Raw genomic sequence first — 17,132 nt, 5'->3', positions numbered from 1 at the left:
GCCGCTTGGATCAGCTGTAGATCTCGAACAGGCCGGCGCCGCCCTGGCCGCCGCCGATGCACATCGTCACCACGCCCCACTTGGCCTTGCGGCGCGCGCCTTCCTGCAGGAGGTGGCCGGTGAGACGTGCGCCGGTCATGCCGAAGGGATGACCGATCGCGATCGAGCCGCCGTTGACGTTGTACTTGGCGGGATCGATGCCGAGCTTGTCGCGCGAGTAGAGGCACTGGCTGGCGAAGGCCTCGTTGAGTTCCCAGAGATCGATGTCATCGATCTTCAAGCCGTGACGCTTCAACAGCTTCGGCACGGCGAAGATCGGGCCGATGCCCATCTCGTCCGGCTCGCAGCCGGCCGCCGCCCAGGCGACGAAGCGACCGAGTGGCTTGAGGCCGCGCTTCTCCGCATCCTTGGCTTCCATCAGCACCACGGCGGCGGCGCCGTCCGACAGCTGGCTGGCGTTGCCGGCGGTGACGAACTTGCCCGGGCCCTTCACCGGCTCGAGCTTGGCAAGCCCCTCCAGCGTGGTCTCGGGACGGTTGCACTCGTCGCGGTCGACGACGTAGTCGACGATGCTCTCGGCCTTGGTCTGCTTGTCGACCACCTTCATCCTGGTCTTCATCGGGACGATCTCGTCCTTGAACTTGTTCGCCTGCTGGGCGGCGGCCATGCGGCGCTGCGACTCCAGCGAATATTCGTCCTGATATTCGCGGCTGAGCTTGTAGCGCTCTGCGACGATGTCGGCGGTGTCGATCATCGCCATGAAGATATCAGGCGCGGTCTTGAGCAGCTCCGGATCGACCCATTCCTTCGGCGATCCGCCGCCCGGGATCGAGATGCTCTCGGCACCGCCCGCGACGATGCAATCGGCTCCGTCCGAGCGGATCGAGTTGGCGGCCATCGCAATGGTCTGGAGGCCCGACGAGCAGAACCGGTTCACCGAGACGCCGCCGGTCGATTTGGGAAGCCCTGCAAGCAGCGCGGCCTGGCGGCCGATGTTCGGCGCGCCATGGGCGCAATTGCCGAGATAGCAGTCCTCGACATAATCCTTGTCGACGCCGGCGCGGCTCACAGCGTGCTGGATGGCATGGGCTGCGAGCGACATCGGCGGCGTGATGTTGAACCCGCCGCGGCCGGATTTTGCGAGGCCCGTGCGCGCATAGGAAACGATGACGGCTTCACGCATTGTTTTCTCCCTTGTCGAGCGATTTTGAACGGAGCGCTCTTTGAACGGATTGTCCTGGCGCCATTGGTACACAAAGTTTGGCAGGCGCGGAAAATAAAAACGCCGCCTCCGGTGACGGAGGCGGCGTTGTTCCGCGGGTCGGAATATGTCAGCGTCTCAGAACGTCAGCGCCTTGACCTGCTTGACCTGCGGCAGGGCCTGCACCTTGGCGAGCACGTCCGCCGGCACCGCGCCGTCGACCTCGACCAGCGCGATGGCGTCGCCGCCCTGCTCGACGCGGCCGAGATGGAAGGTCGCGATGTTGATCTTGGCGTCGCCCAGGAGGCCGGCGAAACTGCCGATGAAGCCCGGCTTGTCCTCGTTGGTGACGTAGATCATCGACTTGCCGAACTCGGCGTCGACGCGGATGCCCTTGATGTCGACCAGGCGCGGCTTGCCGTCGTGATAGACGGTGCCGGAGACCGAGCGCTCCTGGCGTTCGGTCGCGACCGTCACGGTGATCAGGCTCTCATAGTCGCTCTGGGCGGCGCGCACGATCTCGTCCACCACCATGCCCCGCTCCTTGGCGACGACGGGCGCGGACACGACGTTGACCTCGCCCAGCATCGGCCGCAGCAGGCCCGACAGCACGGCCGAGGTGATCGCCTTGATCTTCATCTCGGCGACGTGGCCCTCATAGGTGATCTCGACCTTGAGGATGCCGGTCTCGGTGAGCTGGCCGGCGAACGAGCCGAGCTTCTCGGCGAGCGCGATGAACGGCTTCAGCTTCGGCGCCTCTTCCGCGGTGATCGAGGGGAAGTTGACCGCGTTCGAGATCGCGCCGGTGAGCAGGTAATCCGACATCTGCTCTGCGACCTGGAGCGCGACGTTCTCCTGCGCTTCCGTGGTGGAGGCGCCGAGATGCGGCGTGCAGATCACGTTGGGATGGCCGAACAGCACGTTGGCGTTCGCGGGCTCCTCGACGAAGACGTCGAACGCGGCGCCGGCGATGTGCTTGGAGTTGAGCGCATCGACCACCGCCTGCTCGTCGACGAGACCGCCGCGGGCGCAGTTGATCAGGCGCACGCCCTTCTTCATCTTGGCGATCGCGGCCGCGTCGATGATGTTCTTGGTCTTCTCGGTCAGCGGCGTGTGCAGCGTGATGAAGTCGGCGCGCTTGAGCAGGTCATCGAGATCGACCTTCTCGACGCCGATGTCCTTGGCGCGCTCCGGCGACAGGAACGGGTCGAACGCGACGACCTTCATGCGCAGGCCGAGCGCGCGGTCGGCGACGATCGAGCCGATGTTGCCGCAGCCGACGACGCCGAGCACCTTGCCGGTGATCTCGACGCCCATGAAGCGGTTCTTCTCCCACTTGCCGGCCTGGGTCGAGGCGTCGGCCTGCGGGATCTCGCGTGCCAGCGCCAGCATCAGGGTGATGGCGTGCTCGGCGGTCGTGATCGAATTGCCGAACGGCGTGTTCATCACGATGATGCCCTTGGCCGTGGCGGCGGGAATCTCGACGTTGTCGACGCCGATGCCGGCGCGGCCGATCACCTTGAGGTTGGTCGCCTTGTCGAGGATCTTGGCGGTCGCCTTGGTCGCCGAGCGGATCGCAAGGCCGTCGTAATTGCCGATGATCTCGGCGAGCTTGTCCTTGTCCTTGCCGAGGTTGGGCTGGAAGTCGACCTCGACGCCGCGGTCCTTGAAGATCTGAACGGCGGCGGGCGAGAGCGCGTCGGAAATGAGAACTTTGGGCTTGGTCATGGGATGATCCGTGGTGCGAGCTGCATTTACGGAGCGTCGCCCGCGGACTTAACCCGCGGGTCCATCTCTCCTTGAGCGATGGATGGCCGGGGCAAGCCCGGCCATGACGAGAGTGAGTTGGAGCGAACTACGCCGCCTTGGCGAGCTGCGCCTTGGTCTCGGCGAAGGCCCAGTCGATCCACTGCGTCAGCAGCTCGACGTCCTTTGCTTCCACCGTGGCGCCGCACCAGATGCGCAGGCCGGCCGGCGCATCGCGGTAATACGCGAAGTCGTAGCCCGCGCCTTCCTTCTCGACCAGCGCGACCAGCTTCTTGCTGAAATCGGCCTGCGCGTCCTCCGAGAGCGAGGTGAGCGCAGGATCGGTGAACTTCAGGCACACCGAGGTGTTGGAGCGGATCGCGGCGTCCTTGGCCAGGAAGTCGATCCACGGCGTCTTCGCCTTCCAGTCGGCGAGCACCTTGGTGTTGGCGTCGGCACGCGCGATCAGCGCCTTGAGACCGCCGATCGACTTCGCCCAGTTCAGCGCATCGAGATAGTCCTCGACGCAGAGCATCGACGGCGTGTTGATGGTCTCGCCGACGAAGATGCCTTCGTTGATCTTGCCGCCCTTGGTCATGCGGAAGATCTTCGGCAGCGGCCAGGCCGGCTTGTAGGTCTCGAGCCGTTCCACCGCGCGGGGCGAAAGGATCAGCATGCCGTGCGCGGCTTCGCCGCCGAGCGCCTTCTGCCAGGAGAAGGTGACGACGTCGAGCTTGGCCCAGTCGAGCGGCTGTGCGAACGCGGCCGAGGTCGCGTCGCAGATGGTCAGGCCTTCGCGGGTCGCGCTGATCCAGTCGGCGTTCGGAACGCGCACGCCGGAGGTGGTTCCGTTCCAGGTGAAGACGACGTCGCTCTTCGGATCGACCTTGGAGAGATCGGGAATCTCGCCGTAGCCCGCGTTGAGCTTGGTGACGTCCTTGAGCTTCAATTCCTTGACGATGTCGCTGACCCAACCCTCGCCGAAGGATTCCCAGGCGAGCGTGGTGACGGGCCGTGCGCCGAGCAGCGACCACAGCGCCATCTCGACCGCGCCGGTATCGGAGGCCGGCACGATGCCGATGCGATAATCGGCGGGCACCTCAAGCACTTCGCGCGTCAGATCGATCGCGAGCTTGAGCTTGGTCTTGCCGACCTTCGCGCGATGCGAACGGCCGAGCGCTGCGTCCTTGAGATTTTGGGCGTTCCAGCCGGGGCGCTTGGCGCAGGGGCCGGAGGAGAAATGCGGCACGTTGGGCCGCGAAGCGGGCTTCGCTACAGTCATGATCTACCCTTCCAGATAGTAAGCCTCCCGTTGGGGGGAGGTGTCCCGCCGCGGCTGATACGGGAATCGGGAAGTGCAGTCAAGGAAGTTCCGGCGTCTCACGACGGAGTGATGGTTCCTCCGGAGCAATTTTCGGGGATTCAACCACGGCGAGTGCATTCAGCAAGTCCGTGGCATCGCTGATCAATTGCGCGGCCTTGCGGCGGCTGCCGACTTTCAAAATGCATTTGTCGTTGGCCTGCACGACGTAATCGTTGCCGACCTTGATCATCGAATAGCTTGTCATCGAAATCCCCGAACCGACCGAGCCCGGTGTCCGACGCTGCACTAGCACCGTTCGTTCCCGGTTCAACGTGAACGACGGACGGGTAGTTTATCAGCTCTTAATATGAACGAACGCGCGATCCGATTTCACTGATCGCGCAACGCTCGCGAGGAGCTGCCTCAAAAGCGGACAGTCATGCCCACATGACTCGCAGTGAATCCGAGCCGCTTGTAGAAGCGCTGCGCATCCGTTCGCGTCTGATGCGTCAGCAGTTCGACCAGATTGCAGCCGCGCGCTTTCGCTTCTTCGACCGCCCATTGCACCAATCGCTCACCGATGCCGCGGCTGCGACAATCAGCTGCAACGCGAACGTCTTCGAGCAGACCGCGCACGCCGCCCTGCGAGCTGAGGCCTGACAGCACCGCGAGTTGCAGGCAGCCGACCACCCTGCCCTCGCTCTCGGCGACCACGAGCGTGAGATTTGGATCGCGCTCGACCCGCTCGAACGCAGCGTAATAGGCCGCAGGCAGCGGATCCTCCACGCGCTCGCGGCCGCGCCCGAGATGATCATCGGCGAGCATCGCAACGATCGCGGCGACGTCCTCGCGGCGCGCGGGACGGATCGAGACGGGCTTATCGTTCATGAGGGAAACTCCGGGTCTCAACGCGCCGGCGGCAGGCCGAGAAAGGCCTCGGTCTCGCCGATCCAGCGGCGAACGGCCGCATGACGGCCGAGATCGAAACCGCCTTCATGCGCGACGCGCGTATAGGCGAGCAGCGAGACGTCGGCGAGCGAAGCCGCCTCGCCGGCGAAGTAGCGGCTGCCGGAAAGATGCTGCTCCATGCGGTCGAGCGCTGCATAACCGCGCTTGACCTTTTCAGGATCGAGCTCGGAGGCGTCCTTGCCGAGATAGACCATCTGGAAGCGGCACACCGCGATATAGGGCTCGTGGCTGTACTGCTCCCAGAACAGCCATTCGTCCATCTTGGCAGCCGTGAAGGCATCGCGCGGAACGAGTGCGCTGTCGCGGGCGAGATAGCGGATGATGGCGTTGGACTGCGCCAGCGTGCGGCCGTCGTCGAAGGCTATGGTCGGCACCTGGCCGGCGCCGTTCATCTTCAGGAATTGCGGCGTGCGCGTCTCGCCCTTGCTTGTGTCGATCTCGATCCACCGGTAGGGCAGCGCGAGCTTGTCGCAGACCCACTTCACCTTGAGACAATTGCCGGAATTGCTGTCGCCGTAGATCTTCATCGCCGCCGCTCCGTTTGGCAACAGAGCATCAGGACGGCAAGGAGCTGTCAACCGCGGCGCGGCGTCGACGCGTCAGAACTTGTAGCCGACGCCGGCGCGAACGGTGTTGATGCTGGTGTCAACCGCGGAAGAGAAGCGGATGTATTCGTACTCCGCGCGCACGAACAGGCCGCCGACCAGGTTGACGTCGACACCGAGACCGGCGGTGTAGCCGTAGATCAGGTGATTGTGCTGGGCATCGGTCGAGGTCAACGGCACCAGCGGCGTGTAGGTCCCAAGCTGGGTCGCGCTCACGCGGTCCTGCACGTTGGCAGTGCGCACGATGTCGGCATTGCCGAGCGCAAGGCCCGCAAACATGTAGGGCAGGAAGCATCCCCATGCGTAAGCGGCGCGGCCGCGGAACGTCCCCATGTCGTTGATGGTGATCGAAGACGTCGACGTCGCGGTGACGTCATGGAAGTTACCGTCGGACAGTGCGGTGGGGCTGACGCGCCTTTCGCTGGCCGACGAGGATCCTCCGAACTTGCCATGCAGCCAGCTCACTTCGAGGCCCAGCACGACGTCGTCCCACTGCGCATTGTATCCGACGAAGGCGCCGTAACCGGTGGTACGCTGCGAGGCCTTGCCCAGTCCGAGATTCCACTGAGACACGCCCATCGAGCTCTCGATCAACGTATCCGCCAGCAAGGCCGCCATCATGTTGCTGGTCGAGCCGTTGAAGTTCTCGTCGGACGAACCGTAGCCGACCTGCGCCCCGATATAAGAGCCCTGCCAGTTGACGCTGGACCTGGTCAGACCGTCGGTGAAGCTGCCGCGCAGGATCGGCAGATCCGGCATGTCGGCCGCATGCGCAGCAGACACCGTGCCAAACATTGCCGCCGCCAACAAAAGCCCACGCATCGCAACGCTCCATCGAACTCGAACTTTCGCTCGTGATCATGGCTCGTTAACCTTAACCAATGGTTTGCGGCGGCCGCTTTCATCGCTGCTCGCCATGAAAAATACGCAAAGCAAAACGGCGCGGGATGATCCCGCGCCGTTAAGAAGTCCTAACCGATCGGCTTGGCGATCAGCCCTTGGTGACGAGCGGCGGCGGCACGTAGGCCGGCGGGCTGTTGAGATCCCAGCGCACGCCGAGCTTGAGGTCGTGCGAGGTGAGCTCCTTGAGCTTGATCGAGGTCGGGCCGGAGGCGCTGTTGTCGAACAGGCGGTAGTTGCCGGGCGCGGCGTCGCCGAGGTTCATGTAGCTGTAGGCCAGTTCGACGGTGAAGCCGGGGTTGACCTTGTAGGCGAGACCGGCGTGGGCGGCCCAGGCGAAGTTCCACTTTCCGTTGTCGGCGAAGTAGGCGACGCTGTTGGACAGCACGCCACCGCTGTACGACACGCCGTCGTCACGGAAGCCGCTGATCTTGTTGTAGGAGCCGCCGACACCGGCGCCGATGAACGGGGTGATGCACCACCAGGTGCCGAGGTCGACATAGGCGTTGGCCATCACGACCCACTCGGACTTGCTGCCGGTGTAGTTGTTGGCGCCGACGAAGCCGGGTCCAATGACGTTGTCGCTGCCGTGCAGATTGGCTTTGCCCCGGTACTGGCCGATCACGTCCGCACGAAACCAGTTGTTGAAGCGATAGCCGACACCGAGGTCGAACAGCGGGGACGAGTCGAAGCCGAGGCCCTCCGTCGTCTTCGTGAACCCTGGCGCCACGGTGCCCTCGATGCTCTTGGCGCGCTGGTTGGTCATGCCGACGTCGCCACGGAGATACCAGCCGCCGAAATCGGCGGGCGGAGCCGGCGGCGCGAACATCGGAGGGGGCGCCGCGATCGGCATGTCGGCGGCGAACGCCATCGACGAGATCAGGGTTGCCGCACCCGCGGCAAGGAGAGACTTAACGCTACGCATTGGCTTCGTCCTTATGGCCGGTGAGGCGAAATACGGGTGCCTCACGTTCTGGAAACTCACGGGCGGACGATGGCAGCAAATGTTTAAGCGCCACTTAACCCTAATTTTTAAGGTTGATTTTTTCTGACCACACACGCGGATGCAGCGCGAGCGTTGCAAAAATGCGGCAGCCGAAGCGCTTGGCGCGCCGCAATTACTAACGATTGGTGAAGCCGCAATGCAGCGAAACAGGATCTGTTAACGCGCGTGCCGCGGCAGTTTTGGCAGGAACACCGCAAGCAGCCCGATCGCGGGCAGCCAGGCGCAGACCTGGTAGACGAACTCGATCGAGGTGTGGTCGGCGAGCTTGCCGAGCACGGCGGCGCCGAGGCCTCCGATGCCGAAGGCGACACCGAAGAACACGCCCGAGATCATGCCGAAGCGGTGCGGCACCAGCTCCTGCGCGAACACGATGATCGACGACGTCGTCGAGGAGATGATCAGGCCGATGAACACGCTGAGCACCGCGCTCGCATAGAGCCCGGCAAAGGGCAGCGCCAGCGTGAACGGCAGTGCGCCGAGGATCGAGATCCAGATCACGATCTTGCGGCCGAAGCGATCCCCTAACGGTCCACCGAGAAACGCGCCGACCGCGTTCGCCGCGAGGAAGATGAAGAGGTACATCTGCGCGGCCTGCGTCGACACGCCGAAGCGGTCGATCAGATAGAAGATGTAGTAGCTCGACAGGCTCGAGACGTAGAGCTGTTTTGAGAACAGCAGCGCGACCAGCACGAGCAACGCGACCGCGACACGGCGCGAGCTCGGCGCGTCGGGATGGACCTGAACCACCACCGTCTTCTTGGCCTTGATCTGCGGTTCGTACCAGCGGCCGATGCGCCAGAGGATGACGATGGCGAGGCCCGCGATCGAGGAGAACCAGGCGATGCTGCCCTGCCCGAACGGCACCACGATCAGCGCGGCGAGCACCGGTCCCATCGAGGTGCCGAAACTGCCGCCGAGCTGAAACACCGATTGCGCAAAACCGTAGCGGCCGCCGGAGGCGAGCCGCGCGATGCGCGCCGATTCCGGATGAAACACCGCCGAGCCGAGGCCGACCAGCGCGGCGGCGACGAGGATGACGAGATATTGGTGCGCGGCGCTGAGCAGCAGCAGGCCGAAGAAGGTCGAGGCCATGCCGATCGCCAGCGAATAAGGCTGCGCCTTCTTGTCGGTGTAGTGCCCGACCACCGGCTGGAGCAGCGAGGCCGTGAACTGGAAGGCCAGCGTGATCATGCCGATCTGCGCGAAGTCGAGCGCGTAGGTGTCCTTCAGGATCGGGTACACCGAGGCGATCAGCGACTGCATGGTGTCGTTGAGGAAATGCGAGAAGCTGATGCCGGCGAGCACGACATAGGCCGGCCCTGCGGCTTTCGCAGCAGCGGGCGCCACGTCGACGACGACGGGCTCGGTCAGCGTTTCCTCTGAGACGACGACGGGCTTGTTCAATGCAGCGATCCCGACGCGGCAGATTGCCGCGACCTGCTGATTACGATGCAAGCGCCGGCCGATCCACCGTCAATCGCCCATGGCTGGGATGCGCTCTTCCCCGCTCCCCTTGTGGGAGAGGGTGGCTCGCCGCGCAGCGGCGAGGCGGGTGAGGGGTATTTCTCCGCGAGTCGAACTAGCGGCTGTGGTCGGGGATAGAACCCCTCATCCGGCGCTTCGCGCCACCTTCTCCCACAAGGGGAGAAGGGAAAACTTACGCCGCCGCCTGGCCCAGCGCCGAAACGATGGTGTCGACGACGTCCTCGACCAGGATGCGGTCTTCGCCCTCGCCCATCACGCGGATCACCGGCTCGGTGCCGGACGAGCGGATCAGCAGGCGACCGTGGCCGTTGAGCCGCTTCTCGCCGTCGGAGATCGCCGACTTGACGTCGGAATTATCGAGCGGCTTGCCGCCCTTGTGACGGACGTTCTTCAGGATCTGCGGCAGCGGATCGAAGCGGTGGCAGACTTCCGACACGGGACGGCGCAGCTTCTGCACCACGGCGAGCACCTGCAGCGCGGCGACGAAACCGTCGCCGGTGGTGGCGTAGTCGGACAGGATGATGTGGCCGGACTGCTCGCCGCCGAGATTGTAGCCGCCGCTCAGCATCTGCTCGAGCACGTAGCGATCGCCGACCGGCGTGCGCACGAGATCGAGCCCCTGCCCTTTCAGGAAGCGCTCGAGGCCGAGATTGGACATCACGGTGGCGACGATGCCGGGACGCGACAGCCGGCCGTCTTCCTTCCAGCTCTGCGCGATCACCGCGAGCAGCTGGTCGCCGTCGACGACATGGCCGCGCTCGTCGACCAGGATGACGCGGTCGGCATCGCCGTCCAGCGCGATGCCAATGTCGGCGCGCATCTCGCGCACCTTCCGCGACAGCGCTTCCGGCGAGGTCGAGCCGCAATCCTTGTTGATGTTGAAACCGTCCGGCTCGACGCCGATCGGAACCACGTCGGCGCCCAATTCCCACAGCGCTTCGGGCACCACCTTGTAGGCGGCGCCGTTGGCGCAATCGATCACGACGCGCAGGCCGTCGAGCGACAGGTCGCGCGGCAGCGTCCGCTTGGCGAATTCGATGTAGCGGTCATGCACGCCGTCGATGCGGCGGGCGCGGCCCAAGCTCGCACTTTGTGCGAGCCTCTTGTCGATGGGCTCGTCGAGCAGCTGCTCGATCTGCTTCTCGACGTCGTCGGAGAGCTTGAAGCCCTGCGGGCCGAACAGCTTGATGCCGTTGTCCTCGAACAGATTGTGCGAGGCCGAGATCATCACGCCGAGATCGGCGCGCATCGACTTGGTCAGCATCGCCACCGCCGGCGTCGGCATCGGGCCGACCAGCAGCACGTCCATGCCGACCGAGGTGAAGCCCGCGACCATCGCGTATTCGATCATGTAGCCGGACAGGCGGGTGTCCTTGCCGATCACGACACGGTGGCGGTGGTCACCGCGCTGAAACGCAAGGCCTGCGGCCTGGCCGACCTTGAGCGCGAGCTCCGGCGTGATCAGTCCGTTGGCGCGGCCCCGAATCCCGTCCGTCCCGAAATATTTGCGGCTCATATCGTCCCCCAACGCAACAACCAGGGACCCCCTCTACAACCACGGGATGCCCGAACGGGCCCCGCATCCCTGATTTGCTGAGGTCTTATAAAGCCATCGCGGCTAACTTGGCTTCAAAAAATATGATGAATCATTACGGAACCGGGGCCGCCGCGCCCCCGACAACGTCTTGTTAATACTATAGTTCCCGCGCGAAGACCAGACCGGTGCGAAACCGGCCCTTATTTGCTGCGCTTGACATGGCCGTCCTCGCGGCTCGGCGGTGGCTGGGTGACGTTGACGGGATCGGAGCCCGGAAAGGTCTCCTCCAGGCCTTCTTCCAGCGCCTCCTCGAGATCCCGCTTCTCCTTGATCTCTTCCGGCGAAGGCCCCTTGTGCGGCCTCGTCATGGCACCCTCCTCTCAAACGATTTGGCTGTGCATCCAACCATGCTAGATGACCCCTCGATCTTCCGATGCAAGACTCCGATACAAGACGGGCCGGGGAAACGTTCATGAAGCACATCACCTGTATCGACGATCTTCGCGCGCTGCATAAGCGCCGTGTGCCGAAGGCGTTCTTCGACTATTGCGACCGCGGCTCCTATGCCGAGGAAACGCTGCGCGCCAACCGCGAGGACATGCAGGCGATCAAGTTCCGCCAGCGCATCCTGGTCGACGTCTCCAAGCGCGACACCTCGACCACGATCCTCGGCGAGCCCTCGACCATGCCGCTGATACTGGCCCCCGTCGGCCTGCTCGGCATGCAGCACGGCGACGGCGAGATCTACGCCTGCCGCGCCGCGCAGGCCGCCGGTATCCCGTTCACGCAATCGACGATGTCGATCTGCTCGATCGAGGACATCGCCGCCAATGTCGAGAAGCCGTTCTGGTTCCAGCTCTACGTCATGAAGGACCGCGGCTTCATCAAGGATCTGATCCAGCGCGCGATCGCGGCCAAGTGCAGCGCGCTGGTGCTCACCGTCGACCTGCAGGTGATCGGCCAGCGCCATGCCGACATCAAGAACGGCATGACCGTGCCGCCGGAATGGTCGCTGTCGAAGCTTTTGGATTTCGCCAGCAAGCCGGCCTGGGTCTCCGGCGTGCTGCAGGGCAAGCGCCGCACCTTCGGCAACATCGCCGGCCACGTGAAGAACACCGAGGACCTCAACCGCCTCGCCGAATGGACCGCCTCGCAGTTCGACACCTCCCTGAACTGGAAGGACGTCGAGTGGGTCCGCAGCATCTGGCCGGGCAAGCTCATCATCAAGGGCATCCTGGACGTCGAGGACGCCGAGGAAGCCGCCAAGACCGGCGCGCAGGCCCTCGTCGTCTCCAACCATGGCGGCCGTCAGCTCGACGGCGCACCCTCCTCGATCGAGGTGCTGCCCGAGATCGCGGACGCGGTCGGCGACAGGATGGAGATCATGTTCGACGGCGGCATCCGCTCCGGCCAGGACGTGATGCGCGCGCTCGCGCTCGGCGCAAAATCCTGCATGCTCGGCCGTGCCTACGCCTATGGCCTGGGTGCCGGCGGCCAGGCCGGCGTCGCCAAGGCGATCGACATCATCCAGAAGGAGCTGCTCACCACCATGGGCCTGTGCGGCGTCAACCGGATCGACGAGATCGACGATCACGTCATTGCGGTGTGAGGCGCCTGCCGGGGTGCAACAACAATAACCGGTGTCGTCCCAGCGAAGGCCGGGACCCATAACCCCAAAGGTAAGTTTGACGAAGACCGGAAGTTATCTGGTCTTCGCACGGTACTGATACCTGTGCCTATCGACAGATCACGCGGTATGGGTCCCGGCCTTCGCCGGGACGACACCGAGAATGTATCGGCGATGCCGTAGGTGGGTTAGCTCGGCGGATGCGCAAAGCGCAAGTCCGATGAGCGTAACCCACCAACTTCGGTCCGCATTTGCAGAAGCATGGTGGGTTACGGCTTCGCCTAACCCACCCTACAAGTCTGCGTCTTATATCTCACACGCACTCACATCGGCGGCGTGACCCCATCCCGCCCGACATTGACCCGGTTCGCCTCCAGCGAGCCGTCCTCCTTCTTCGCCGCGCCGAAGATGATCAGCTTGGCGCCGGGCTTCACGTCCGACTTGTCGGTGGCGACGAAGGTGACGATGGGCGTGTCCGGCGGCACCACGACTTTCTTCTCGCCGTCCTTGTATTTCACCGTGATGTCCTGGCCGTCGGTGCCCCTCACCGTCTGTGCCACGGTGGCATTGGTCATGGTCGAGTTGGCGCGGGCATCCCAGGGACGGAATCCTTCGGCGGCGCCGCGCTGGTTCTCCGGGAAGATGTGCACGGCGATCGCCTTCTGGGTGCCGTCGGGCTCGGGCATGGCGGTGACACCGATATAGGAGCCTTCCTTGATCTCGGACAGCTCGGTCTTCACCACGGCGAACACGGCGACGTTGTCGGTCATGCGCACCTTCACGTCGCTGCCTTCGCGCGTCTTGATGCCGAGCATGTTGCCGTCGACGCTCTCGATGGCGCCGCGGATGCGGACCGTCGGCGCCTGCTGCGCCGAGGCGGCGAACGATACGAGGGCGAGGACCGCCGCGAGCAGGCCGGATTTCATCGTCGAATTCGGCATGATCCGGTCCTCCCTCACATCGGCGGCGTCAGGCCGTCGCGGCCGACGCTGACGCGGTTGGTCTCGAACGAGCCGTCCGGCAATTGCTTCATGAAGGCGATCACCTTGGCGCCGGCCTTCAGGTCGGACTTGTCGCCGGGCACGAAGGTCACCACCGGCGTGTTGTCGGCGACGAACACCTTCTTCTCGCCGTCCTTGTACTTCACCAGCAGCGTATGGCCGTCATTGCCGACCACGCTCTCCGACACCGTGGCATTGGTCATGCTGGAGTTCGGCTTGAGGTCATAGGGCCGCGAGCCCTCGCCGGTGCCGCGCATGCTCTCCGGAAACACGTGCACCTCGACCGCGTTCTGGCCGCCGTCCGGACCCGGCACGGTGGTGGCGCCGACGAAGGAGCCGACCTTGATGTCGGCGAGTGAAATTTTGGTAATACCCGACACGTTCAGGTCAGGGGCGATGCGCAGCTTGACGTCCTCGCCGCTGCGCGACTTGACCTGCATCGTATCGCCATTGACGCTCTCGATCGTGCCGCGCACGCGCGTCGGCACCGGCGCCTTTTGGGCATAGGCATAGAGGGTGGAAGCGACCACCATCGCGACGGCGATGAGTGGACGTGTGAAAGTTGCACGTTGAACAGACATGACGGTCTCCGATTGTCCCCACGGGGGATAGAACTCCGGAGACGGCACACCTATTCTCTCAAGTCTTTGTGAGATCGGCCTCGACCAGCGCCCGCAGCTCGGCCGTGACCTGCGGCCGCTGGCCGAACCACAGCTCGAAGCCGCGCACCGCCTGATGCAGCAGCATGCCGAGCCCGTCGGCGGTGTTGAGGCCGCGCGCCTTCGCTGCGGCGAGCAGCGGGGTGACCAGCGGGACGTAGACGAGGTCGGCGACCACGGCCGCTTGCGGCAAGCCTGCCAATTCGACATCGAGAGGCGGCTGGCCGTGCATGCCGAGCGAGGTCGTGTTCACGAGAAGTTTTGCACGCGGCAGCACGTCGTTGATCCCGTCCCACGTAACAGGATGCACGTTCGGCCCGAACTGTCTTGCGAGCGTCTCGGCCCGCGCGATGGTGCGATTGGCGAGATGGATGCGCTTGATCCCACGCTCGATCAGGCCGAACACGACCGCGCGCGAGGAGCCGCCGGCCCCGAGCACCAGCGCCTCCTCCGCCTTGTCCCAGCCGGGCGCGCTGGCGTCGAGATTGCCGATGAAGCCTTCGACGTCGGTGTTGGTCGAGCGCAGCTCGCCGTTCTCGAACCACAGCGTGTTGGCGGCACCGACGGCCTTGGCGCGCGCATCGGGGGTGGACAGCGCCAGCACCTCTTCCTTGTGCGGGATGGTGACGTTGGCGCCGACGAAGCCGCGCAGCGACAGCCGCAGCACGAAATCACGCAGGTCCTCGGGCGGAACCGCCTCGATGAGGTAGCCGCCGGCAATTCCGAGCGTGCGCAGCCAGTAATGATGGATCAGCGGCGAGCGCGAATGCGCGGCCGGCCATCCGATCAGACAGGCTGCGGGAGTTTTGGGCGCGGTCATCTTTCCCTCGGGTCGTTTCCGAGGCGATCCATTTCGCGTCCCGTGGGGCCTGTCAAGCGTGCGGACGTCGCTATTCCGCCGCAGCCTCGGCGGCCGCTCGGCCCTTGATGTCGGCGATCGCGCGCTCGAGACTCTGGCGATAGCGCGCCCGCGGCGGCGTCACGCCATGGGTGAGCAGCGCGCGCCGGACCGCGGGCGAGGCGCCGGTGATGAACAGGCGGATGCCCTGGCGGTGCGCCTTGGCGGCGACGCGGCCGAGCACGTTGGCCGCCGTCGAATCCAGGAACGGCACCGCGGCGAAATCGACCACGAAGGCCTTGCGCTTGTCGGCGACCTCGTCGAGCACGCCTCCGATGGCGGAGGCGGCGCCGAAGAAGAACGCGCCGGTGATGCGATACACCAGCACGTCGCGGTCGATCGCGAGGGCGGGATCGTAAGGCACACGCTCGCCGTTGCCGTCGTCGGGACGGTCGGCGGCGACCAGCGGCGAACGCTCCTCGATGCCGGTCATCTCCGCCATGCGATGGATGAACAGCACCGCGCCGAGCGCGAAACCGACCAGGATGCCCTCGGTCAGATCGCGGAAGATCGTGAGCAGGAAGGTCGCCAGCAGCACGACGGCATCGCCCCATGACGAGCGCAGCAGCGTCGCGAATTCGTGCTTCTCCGCCATGGTCCAGGCCACCACGACCAGCACCGAGGCGAGCGCGGCGAGCGGAATGTAGCTTGCGAGCGGCGCCGCGATCAGCATGAACGCCAGCAGGAACACGGAGTGCAGCATGCCCGCGAGCGGCCCGCGCGCGCCGGCGCGGATGTTGGTCGCGGTGCGCGCGATCAGGCCGGTGACGCAGATGCCGCCGAACAGCGCCGAGCCGATGTTGGCGGCGCCTTGTGCCACCAGTTCGCAATTGGAGCGGTGACGGCGCCCGGTCATGCCGTCGGCCACCACCGCCGACAGCAGCGATTCGATCGCGGCCAGCAGCGCGAACGCGATCGCATCCGGCAGCACGGCGGTTGCCTTCGCAATTGAGAACGCGGGCAAGGCCGGCGACGGCAGTTCACGCGGAATGCCGCCGAAGCGCGACCCGATGGTCTCGACCGGCAACGACAGCAAGGAGGTCGCGATCGCCGCGAAGACGACCGCGATCAGGATGCCCGGCCAGGACGGCCGCCAGCGACGCAAGCCGGCGATGATAGCAATGCTGACGACCGCGACGGCAATCGCCGACGGATTGACGGTGTGCAGGCCTTCTGCCAGCGCCATCAGCTTCGGAACGAATTCGCTCGGTTCTTTCCCGGCAAGCGTGATGCCGCCGAGATCGCGAAGCTGGCTCGCGAAGATGATCACGGCGATGCCGGCGGTGAAGCCGACCGTCACCGGATAGGGAATGAACTTGATGTAGGTGCCGACCCGCAACAGGCCCGCGGCGATCAGGAACAGGCCCGCCATCAGGGTGGCGAGGATGACGCCGTCGACGCCATGCCGCTCCGCGGTCAGCGCGACCAATACGATGAACGCGCCCGCGGGACCGCCGATCTGGAACCGGCTGCCGCCGAGCAGCGAGGCGATGAAGCCGCCGATGACCGCCGTGTAGAGGCCGCGGTCCGGCGTCACGCCCGATGCGATCGCGATCGCCATCGACAGCGGCAACGCGACGATCGCAACGGTGAGGCCCGCAAAGATGTCGGCACGGAAATCCGCAAGGCCGTAGCCTTCGCGCCAGACGGTGACGAGCTTTGGCAAATACAGTTCGGTAAAGGTCGGCCGGCGAAACGGCTGCAGCCCGCCTGCCTGATCGCTTGTGATGCTCATCCCCAGGATGCTCCGCTGCCCCACGATGCTCCGAAGCACCGTCCGGCGCGCGCGACCTGCGTGCGCGACGATGCGCTAGCCCCTCATGATCCCGAGCACGATCAACCGATCATGCTCCGACGCGGCGCGGCGGCCCCGGCTCCTTCAGGCGAACGCCACGTCCGCCGCTGTCGCTGCGCACCTGTTCGCCGATCAGCTCGACGCCGGCCCGCTCGAACGCCTCGACCACCTTGATCAAGGTCTCGACCACGCCACGCACGTTGCCGGTGCTGGCCTCCATCCGCTGGATGGTGGGCAGCGACACGCCGGCCAGCTCGGCCAGGGTTCTCTGGTCAATGCCAAGCAGCGCGCGCGCTGCCCGCATCTGGAACGACGTGATCACACCGGCCTCACGTATGAGAGATTATAAGTGATATTTTTAACATGTACAATGATGTATAATACATCATCTGCGGGCAAG

At 65.0% G+C, this 17,132-nt stretch carries 17 protein-coding genes; 1 reads left to right on the top strand and 16 read right to left on the bottom strand.

The annotated features are described in order from the left end of the window. Window positions 1-10: 10 nt before the first annotated feature. From RAD15_RS18870 to RAD15_RS18820, 11 genes are all read right to left on the bottom strand, one after another. Window positions 11-1,183 carry a thiolase family protein gene (locus tag RAD15_RS18870; RefSeq protein ID WP_458179634.1) on the bottom strand — a complete coding sequence of 391 codons (1,173 nt, stop codon included), beginning with the start codon at window positions 1,181-1,183 and terminating at the stop codon, window positions 11-13. Between the two features lie 156 nt (window positions 1,184-1,339). Next, complete coding sequence (gene serA, locus RAD15_RS18865) at window positions 1,340-2,929, bottom strand: phosphoglycerate dehydrogenase (protein ID WP_458179633.1); 1,590 nt, start codon at window positions 2,927-2,929, stop codon at window positions 1,340-1,342. A 127-nt stretch (window positions 2,930-3,056) separates the two neighbouring features. Continuing rightward, window positions 3,057-4,229, bottom strand: a complete 1,173-nt coding sequence (locus RAD15_RS18860; RefSeq protein WP_458179632.1) for a phosphoserine transaminase — start codon at window positions 4,227-4,229, stop codon at window positions 3,057-3,059. 79 nt (window positions 4,230-4,308) lie between these two features. Beyond that, window positions 4,309-4,515, bottom strand: a complete 207-nt coding sequence (locus tag RAD15_RS18855; protein WP_458179631.1) for a hypothetical protein — start codon at window positions 4,513-4,515, stop codon at window positions 4,309-4,311. 158 nt (window positions 4,516-4,673) lie between these two features. Next, on the bottom strand, window positions 4,674-5,138 hold the full coding sequence (locus tag RAD15_RS18850; RefSeq protein WP_458179630.1) for an N-acetyltransferase family protein: 465 nt from the start codon (window positions 5,136-5,138) through the stop codon (window positions 4,674-4,676). Window positions 5,139-5,155: 17 nt separating this feature from the next. Beyond that, on the bottom strand, window positions 5,156-5,746 hold the full coding sequence (locus tag RAD15_RS18845; protein WP_458179629.1) for a glutathione S-transferase family protein: 591 nt from the start codon (window positions 5,744-5,746) through the stop codon (window positions 5,156-5,158). A gap of 72 nt (window positions 5,747-5,818) precedes the next feature. Then, window positions 5,819-6,646 (bottom strand): outer membrane protein, encoded by an 828-nt coding sequence (locus RAD15_RS18840; RefSeq protein ID WP_458179628.1) that lies wholly within the window; start codon window positions 6,644-6,646, stop codon window positions 5,819-5,821. 169 nt (window positions 6,647-6,815) lie between these two features. Continuing rightward, window positions 6,816-7,649: an outer membrane protein gene (locus tag RAD15_RS18835; protein ID WP_458179627.1), complete on the bottom strand. Its 834-nt coding sequence runs from the start codon at window positions 7,647-7,649 to the stop codon at window positions 6,816-6,818. A 237-nt stretch (window positions 7,650-7,886) separates the two neighbouring features. Beyond that, a complete protein-coding gene (locus tag RAD15_RS18830) occupies window positions 7,887-9,134 on the bottom strand; it encodes an MFS transporter (protein ID WP_458179626.1) in 1,248 nt (415 codons plus the stop codon). Between the two features lie 253 nt (window positions 9,135-9,387). Then, the gene (gene glmM, locus RAD15_RS18825) at window positions 9,388-10,731 is read right to left on the bottom strand and encodes a phosphoglucosamine mutase (protein WP_458179625.1); all 1,344 of its coding nucleotides are present in this window, start codon (window positions 10,729-10,731) and stop codon (window positions 9,388-9,390) included. A 221-nt stretch (window positions 10,732-10,952) separates the two neighbouring features. Further along, on the bottom strand, window positions 10,953-11,120 hold the full coding sequence (locus tag RAD15_RS18820) for a hypothetical protein (RefSeq protein ID WP_458179624.1): 168 nt from the start codon (window positions 11,118-11,120) through the stop codon (window positions 10,953-10,955). Window positions 11,121-11,224: 104 nt separating this feature from the next. Between RAD15_RS18820 and RAD15_RS18815 the strand changes: the two genes are divergently transcribed. Beyond that, a complete protein-coding gene (locus tag RAD15_RS18815) occupies window positions 11,225-12,361 on the top strand; it encodes an alpha-hydroxy acid oxidase (protein WP_458179623.1) in 1,137 nt (378 codons plus the stop codon). 341 nt (window positions 12,362-12,702) lie between these two features. Here the strand turns inward: RAD15_RS18815 and RAD15_RS18810 are convergent, their stop codons facing one another. From RAD15_RS18810 to RAD15_RS18790, 5 genes are all read right to left on the bottom strand, one after another. Beyond that, a complete protein-coding gene (locus tag RAD15_RS18810; protein WP_458179622.1) occupies window positions 12,703-13,320 on the bottom strand; it encodes a hypothetical protein in 618 nt (205 codons plus the stop codon). A 14-nt stretch (window positions 13,321-13,334) separates the two neighbouring features. After that, window positions 13,335-13,961, bottom strand: coding sequence for a hypothetical protein (locus RAD15_RS18805; RefSeq protein ID WP_458179621.1), 627 nt, complete (start codon window positions 13,959-13,961; stop codon window positions 13,335-13,337). A 58-nt stretch (window positions 13,962-14,019) separates the two neighbouring features. Continuing rightward, window positions 14,020-14,859, bottom strand: coding sequence for a shikimate dehydrogenase (locus tag RAD15_RS18800; RefSeq protein WP_458179620.1), 840 nt, complete (start codon window positions 14,857-14,859; stop codon window positions 14,020-14,022). A 70-nt stretch (window positions 14,860-14,929) separates the two neighbouring features. Continuing rightward, window positions 14,930-16,672, bottom strand: a complete 1,743-nt coding sequence (locus RAD15_RS18795) for a SulP family inorganic anion transporter (RefSeq protein WP_458179619.1) — start codon at window positions 16,670-16,672, stop codon at window positions 14,930-14,932. Between the two features lie 109 nt (window positions 16,673-16,781). Continuing rightward, entirely contained in the window at window positions 16,782-17,054 is a 273-nt protein-coding gene (locus RAD15_RS18790) for a helix-turn-helix domain-containing protein (protein WP_458179618.1), read from the bottom strand. Window positions 17,055-17,132 lie beyond the last annotated feature (78 nt).

The organism is Bradyrhizobium sp. 14AA, from assembly GCF_054185205.1.
This window is presented reverse-complemented; position numbering and strand designations above follow the sequence as displayed.

What these genes read in the sequence shown, in the direction of transcription:
- RAD15_RS18870 (WP_458179634.1), bottom strand. Translation starts at nt 1,183, where the DNA reads ATGCGTGAAGCCGTCATCGTTTCCTATGCGCGCACGGGCCTCGCAAAA.
- serA (WP_458179633.1), bottom strand. Translation starts at nt 2,929, where the DNA reads ATGACCAAGCCCAAAGTTCTCATTTCCGACGCGCTCTCGCCCGCCGCC.
- RAD15_RS18860 (WP_458179632.1), bottom strand. Translation starts at nt 4,229, where the DNA reads ATGACTGTAGCGAAGCCCGCTTCGCGGCCCAACGTGCCGCATTTCTCC.
- RAD15_RS18855 (WP_458179631.1), bottom strand. Translation starts at nt 4,515, where the DNA reads ATGACAAGCTATTCGATGATCAAGGTCGGCAACGATTACGTCGTGCAG.
- RAD15_RS18850 (WP_458179630.1), bottom strand. Translation starts at nt 5,138, where the DNA reads ATGAACGATAAGCCCGTCTCGATCCGTCCCGCGCGCCGCGAGGACGTC.
- RAD15_RS18845 (WP_458179629.1), bottom strand. Translation starts at nt 5,746, where the DNA reads ATGAAGATCTACGGCGACAGCAATTCCGGCAATTGTCTCAAGGTGAAG.
- RAD15_RS18840 (WP_458179628.1), bottom strand. Translation starts at nt 6,646, where the DNA reads ATGCGTGGGCTTTTGTTGGCGGCGGCAATGTTTGGCACGGTGTCTGCT.
- RAD15_RS18835 (WP_458179627.1), bottom strand. Translation starts at nt 7,649, where the DNA reads ATGCGTAGCGTTAAGTCTCTCCTTGCCGCGGGTGCGGCAACCCTGATC.
- glmM (WP_458179625.1), bottom strand. Translation starts at nt 10,731, where the DNA reads ATGAGCCGCAAATATTTCGGGACGGACGGGATTCGGGGCCGCGCCAAC.
- RAD15_RS18820 (WP_458179624.1), bottom strand. Translation starts at nt 11,120, where the DNA reads ATGACGAGGCCGCACAAGGGGCCTTCGCCGGAAGAGATCAAGGAGAAG.
- RAD15_RS18815 (WP_458179623.1), top strand. Translation starts at nt 11,225, where the DNA reads ATGAAGCACATCACCTGTATCGACGATCTTCGCGCGCTGCATAAGCGC.
- RAD15_RS18810 (WP_458179622.1), bottom strand. Translation starts at nt 13,320, where the DNA reads ATGCCGAATTCGACGATGAAATCCGGCCTGCTCGCGGCGGTCCTCGCC.
- RAD15_RS18805 (WP_458179621.1), bottom strand. Translation starts at nt 13,961, where the DNA reads ATGTCTGTTCAACGTGCAACTTTCACACGTCCACTCATCGCCGTCGCG.
- RAD15_RS18800 (WP_458179620.1), bottom strand. Translation starts at nt 14,859, where the DNA reads ATGACCGCGCCCAAAACTCCCGCAGCCTGTCTGATCGGATGGCCGGCC.
- RAD15_RS18795 (WP_458179619.1), bottom strand. Translation starts at nt 16,672, where the DNA reads ATGAGCATCACAAGCGATCAGGCAGGCGGGCTGCAGCCGTTTCGCCGG.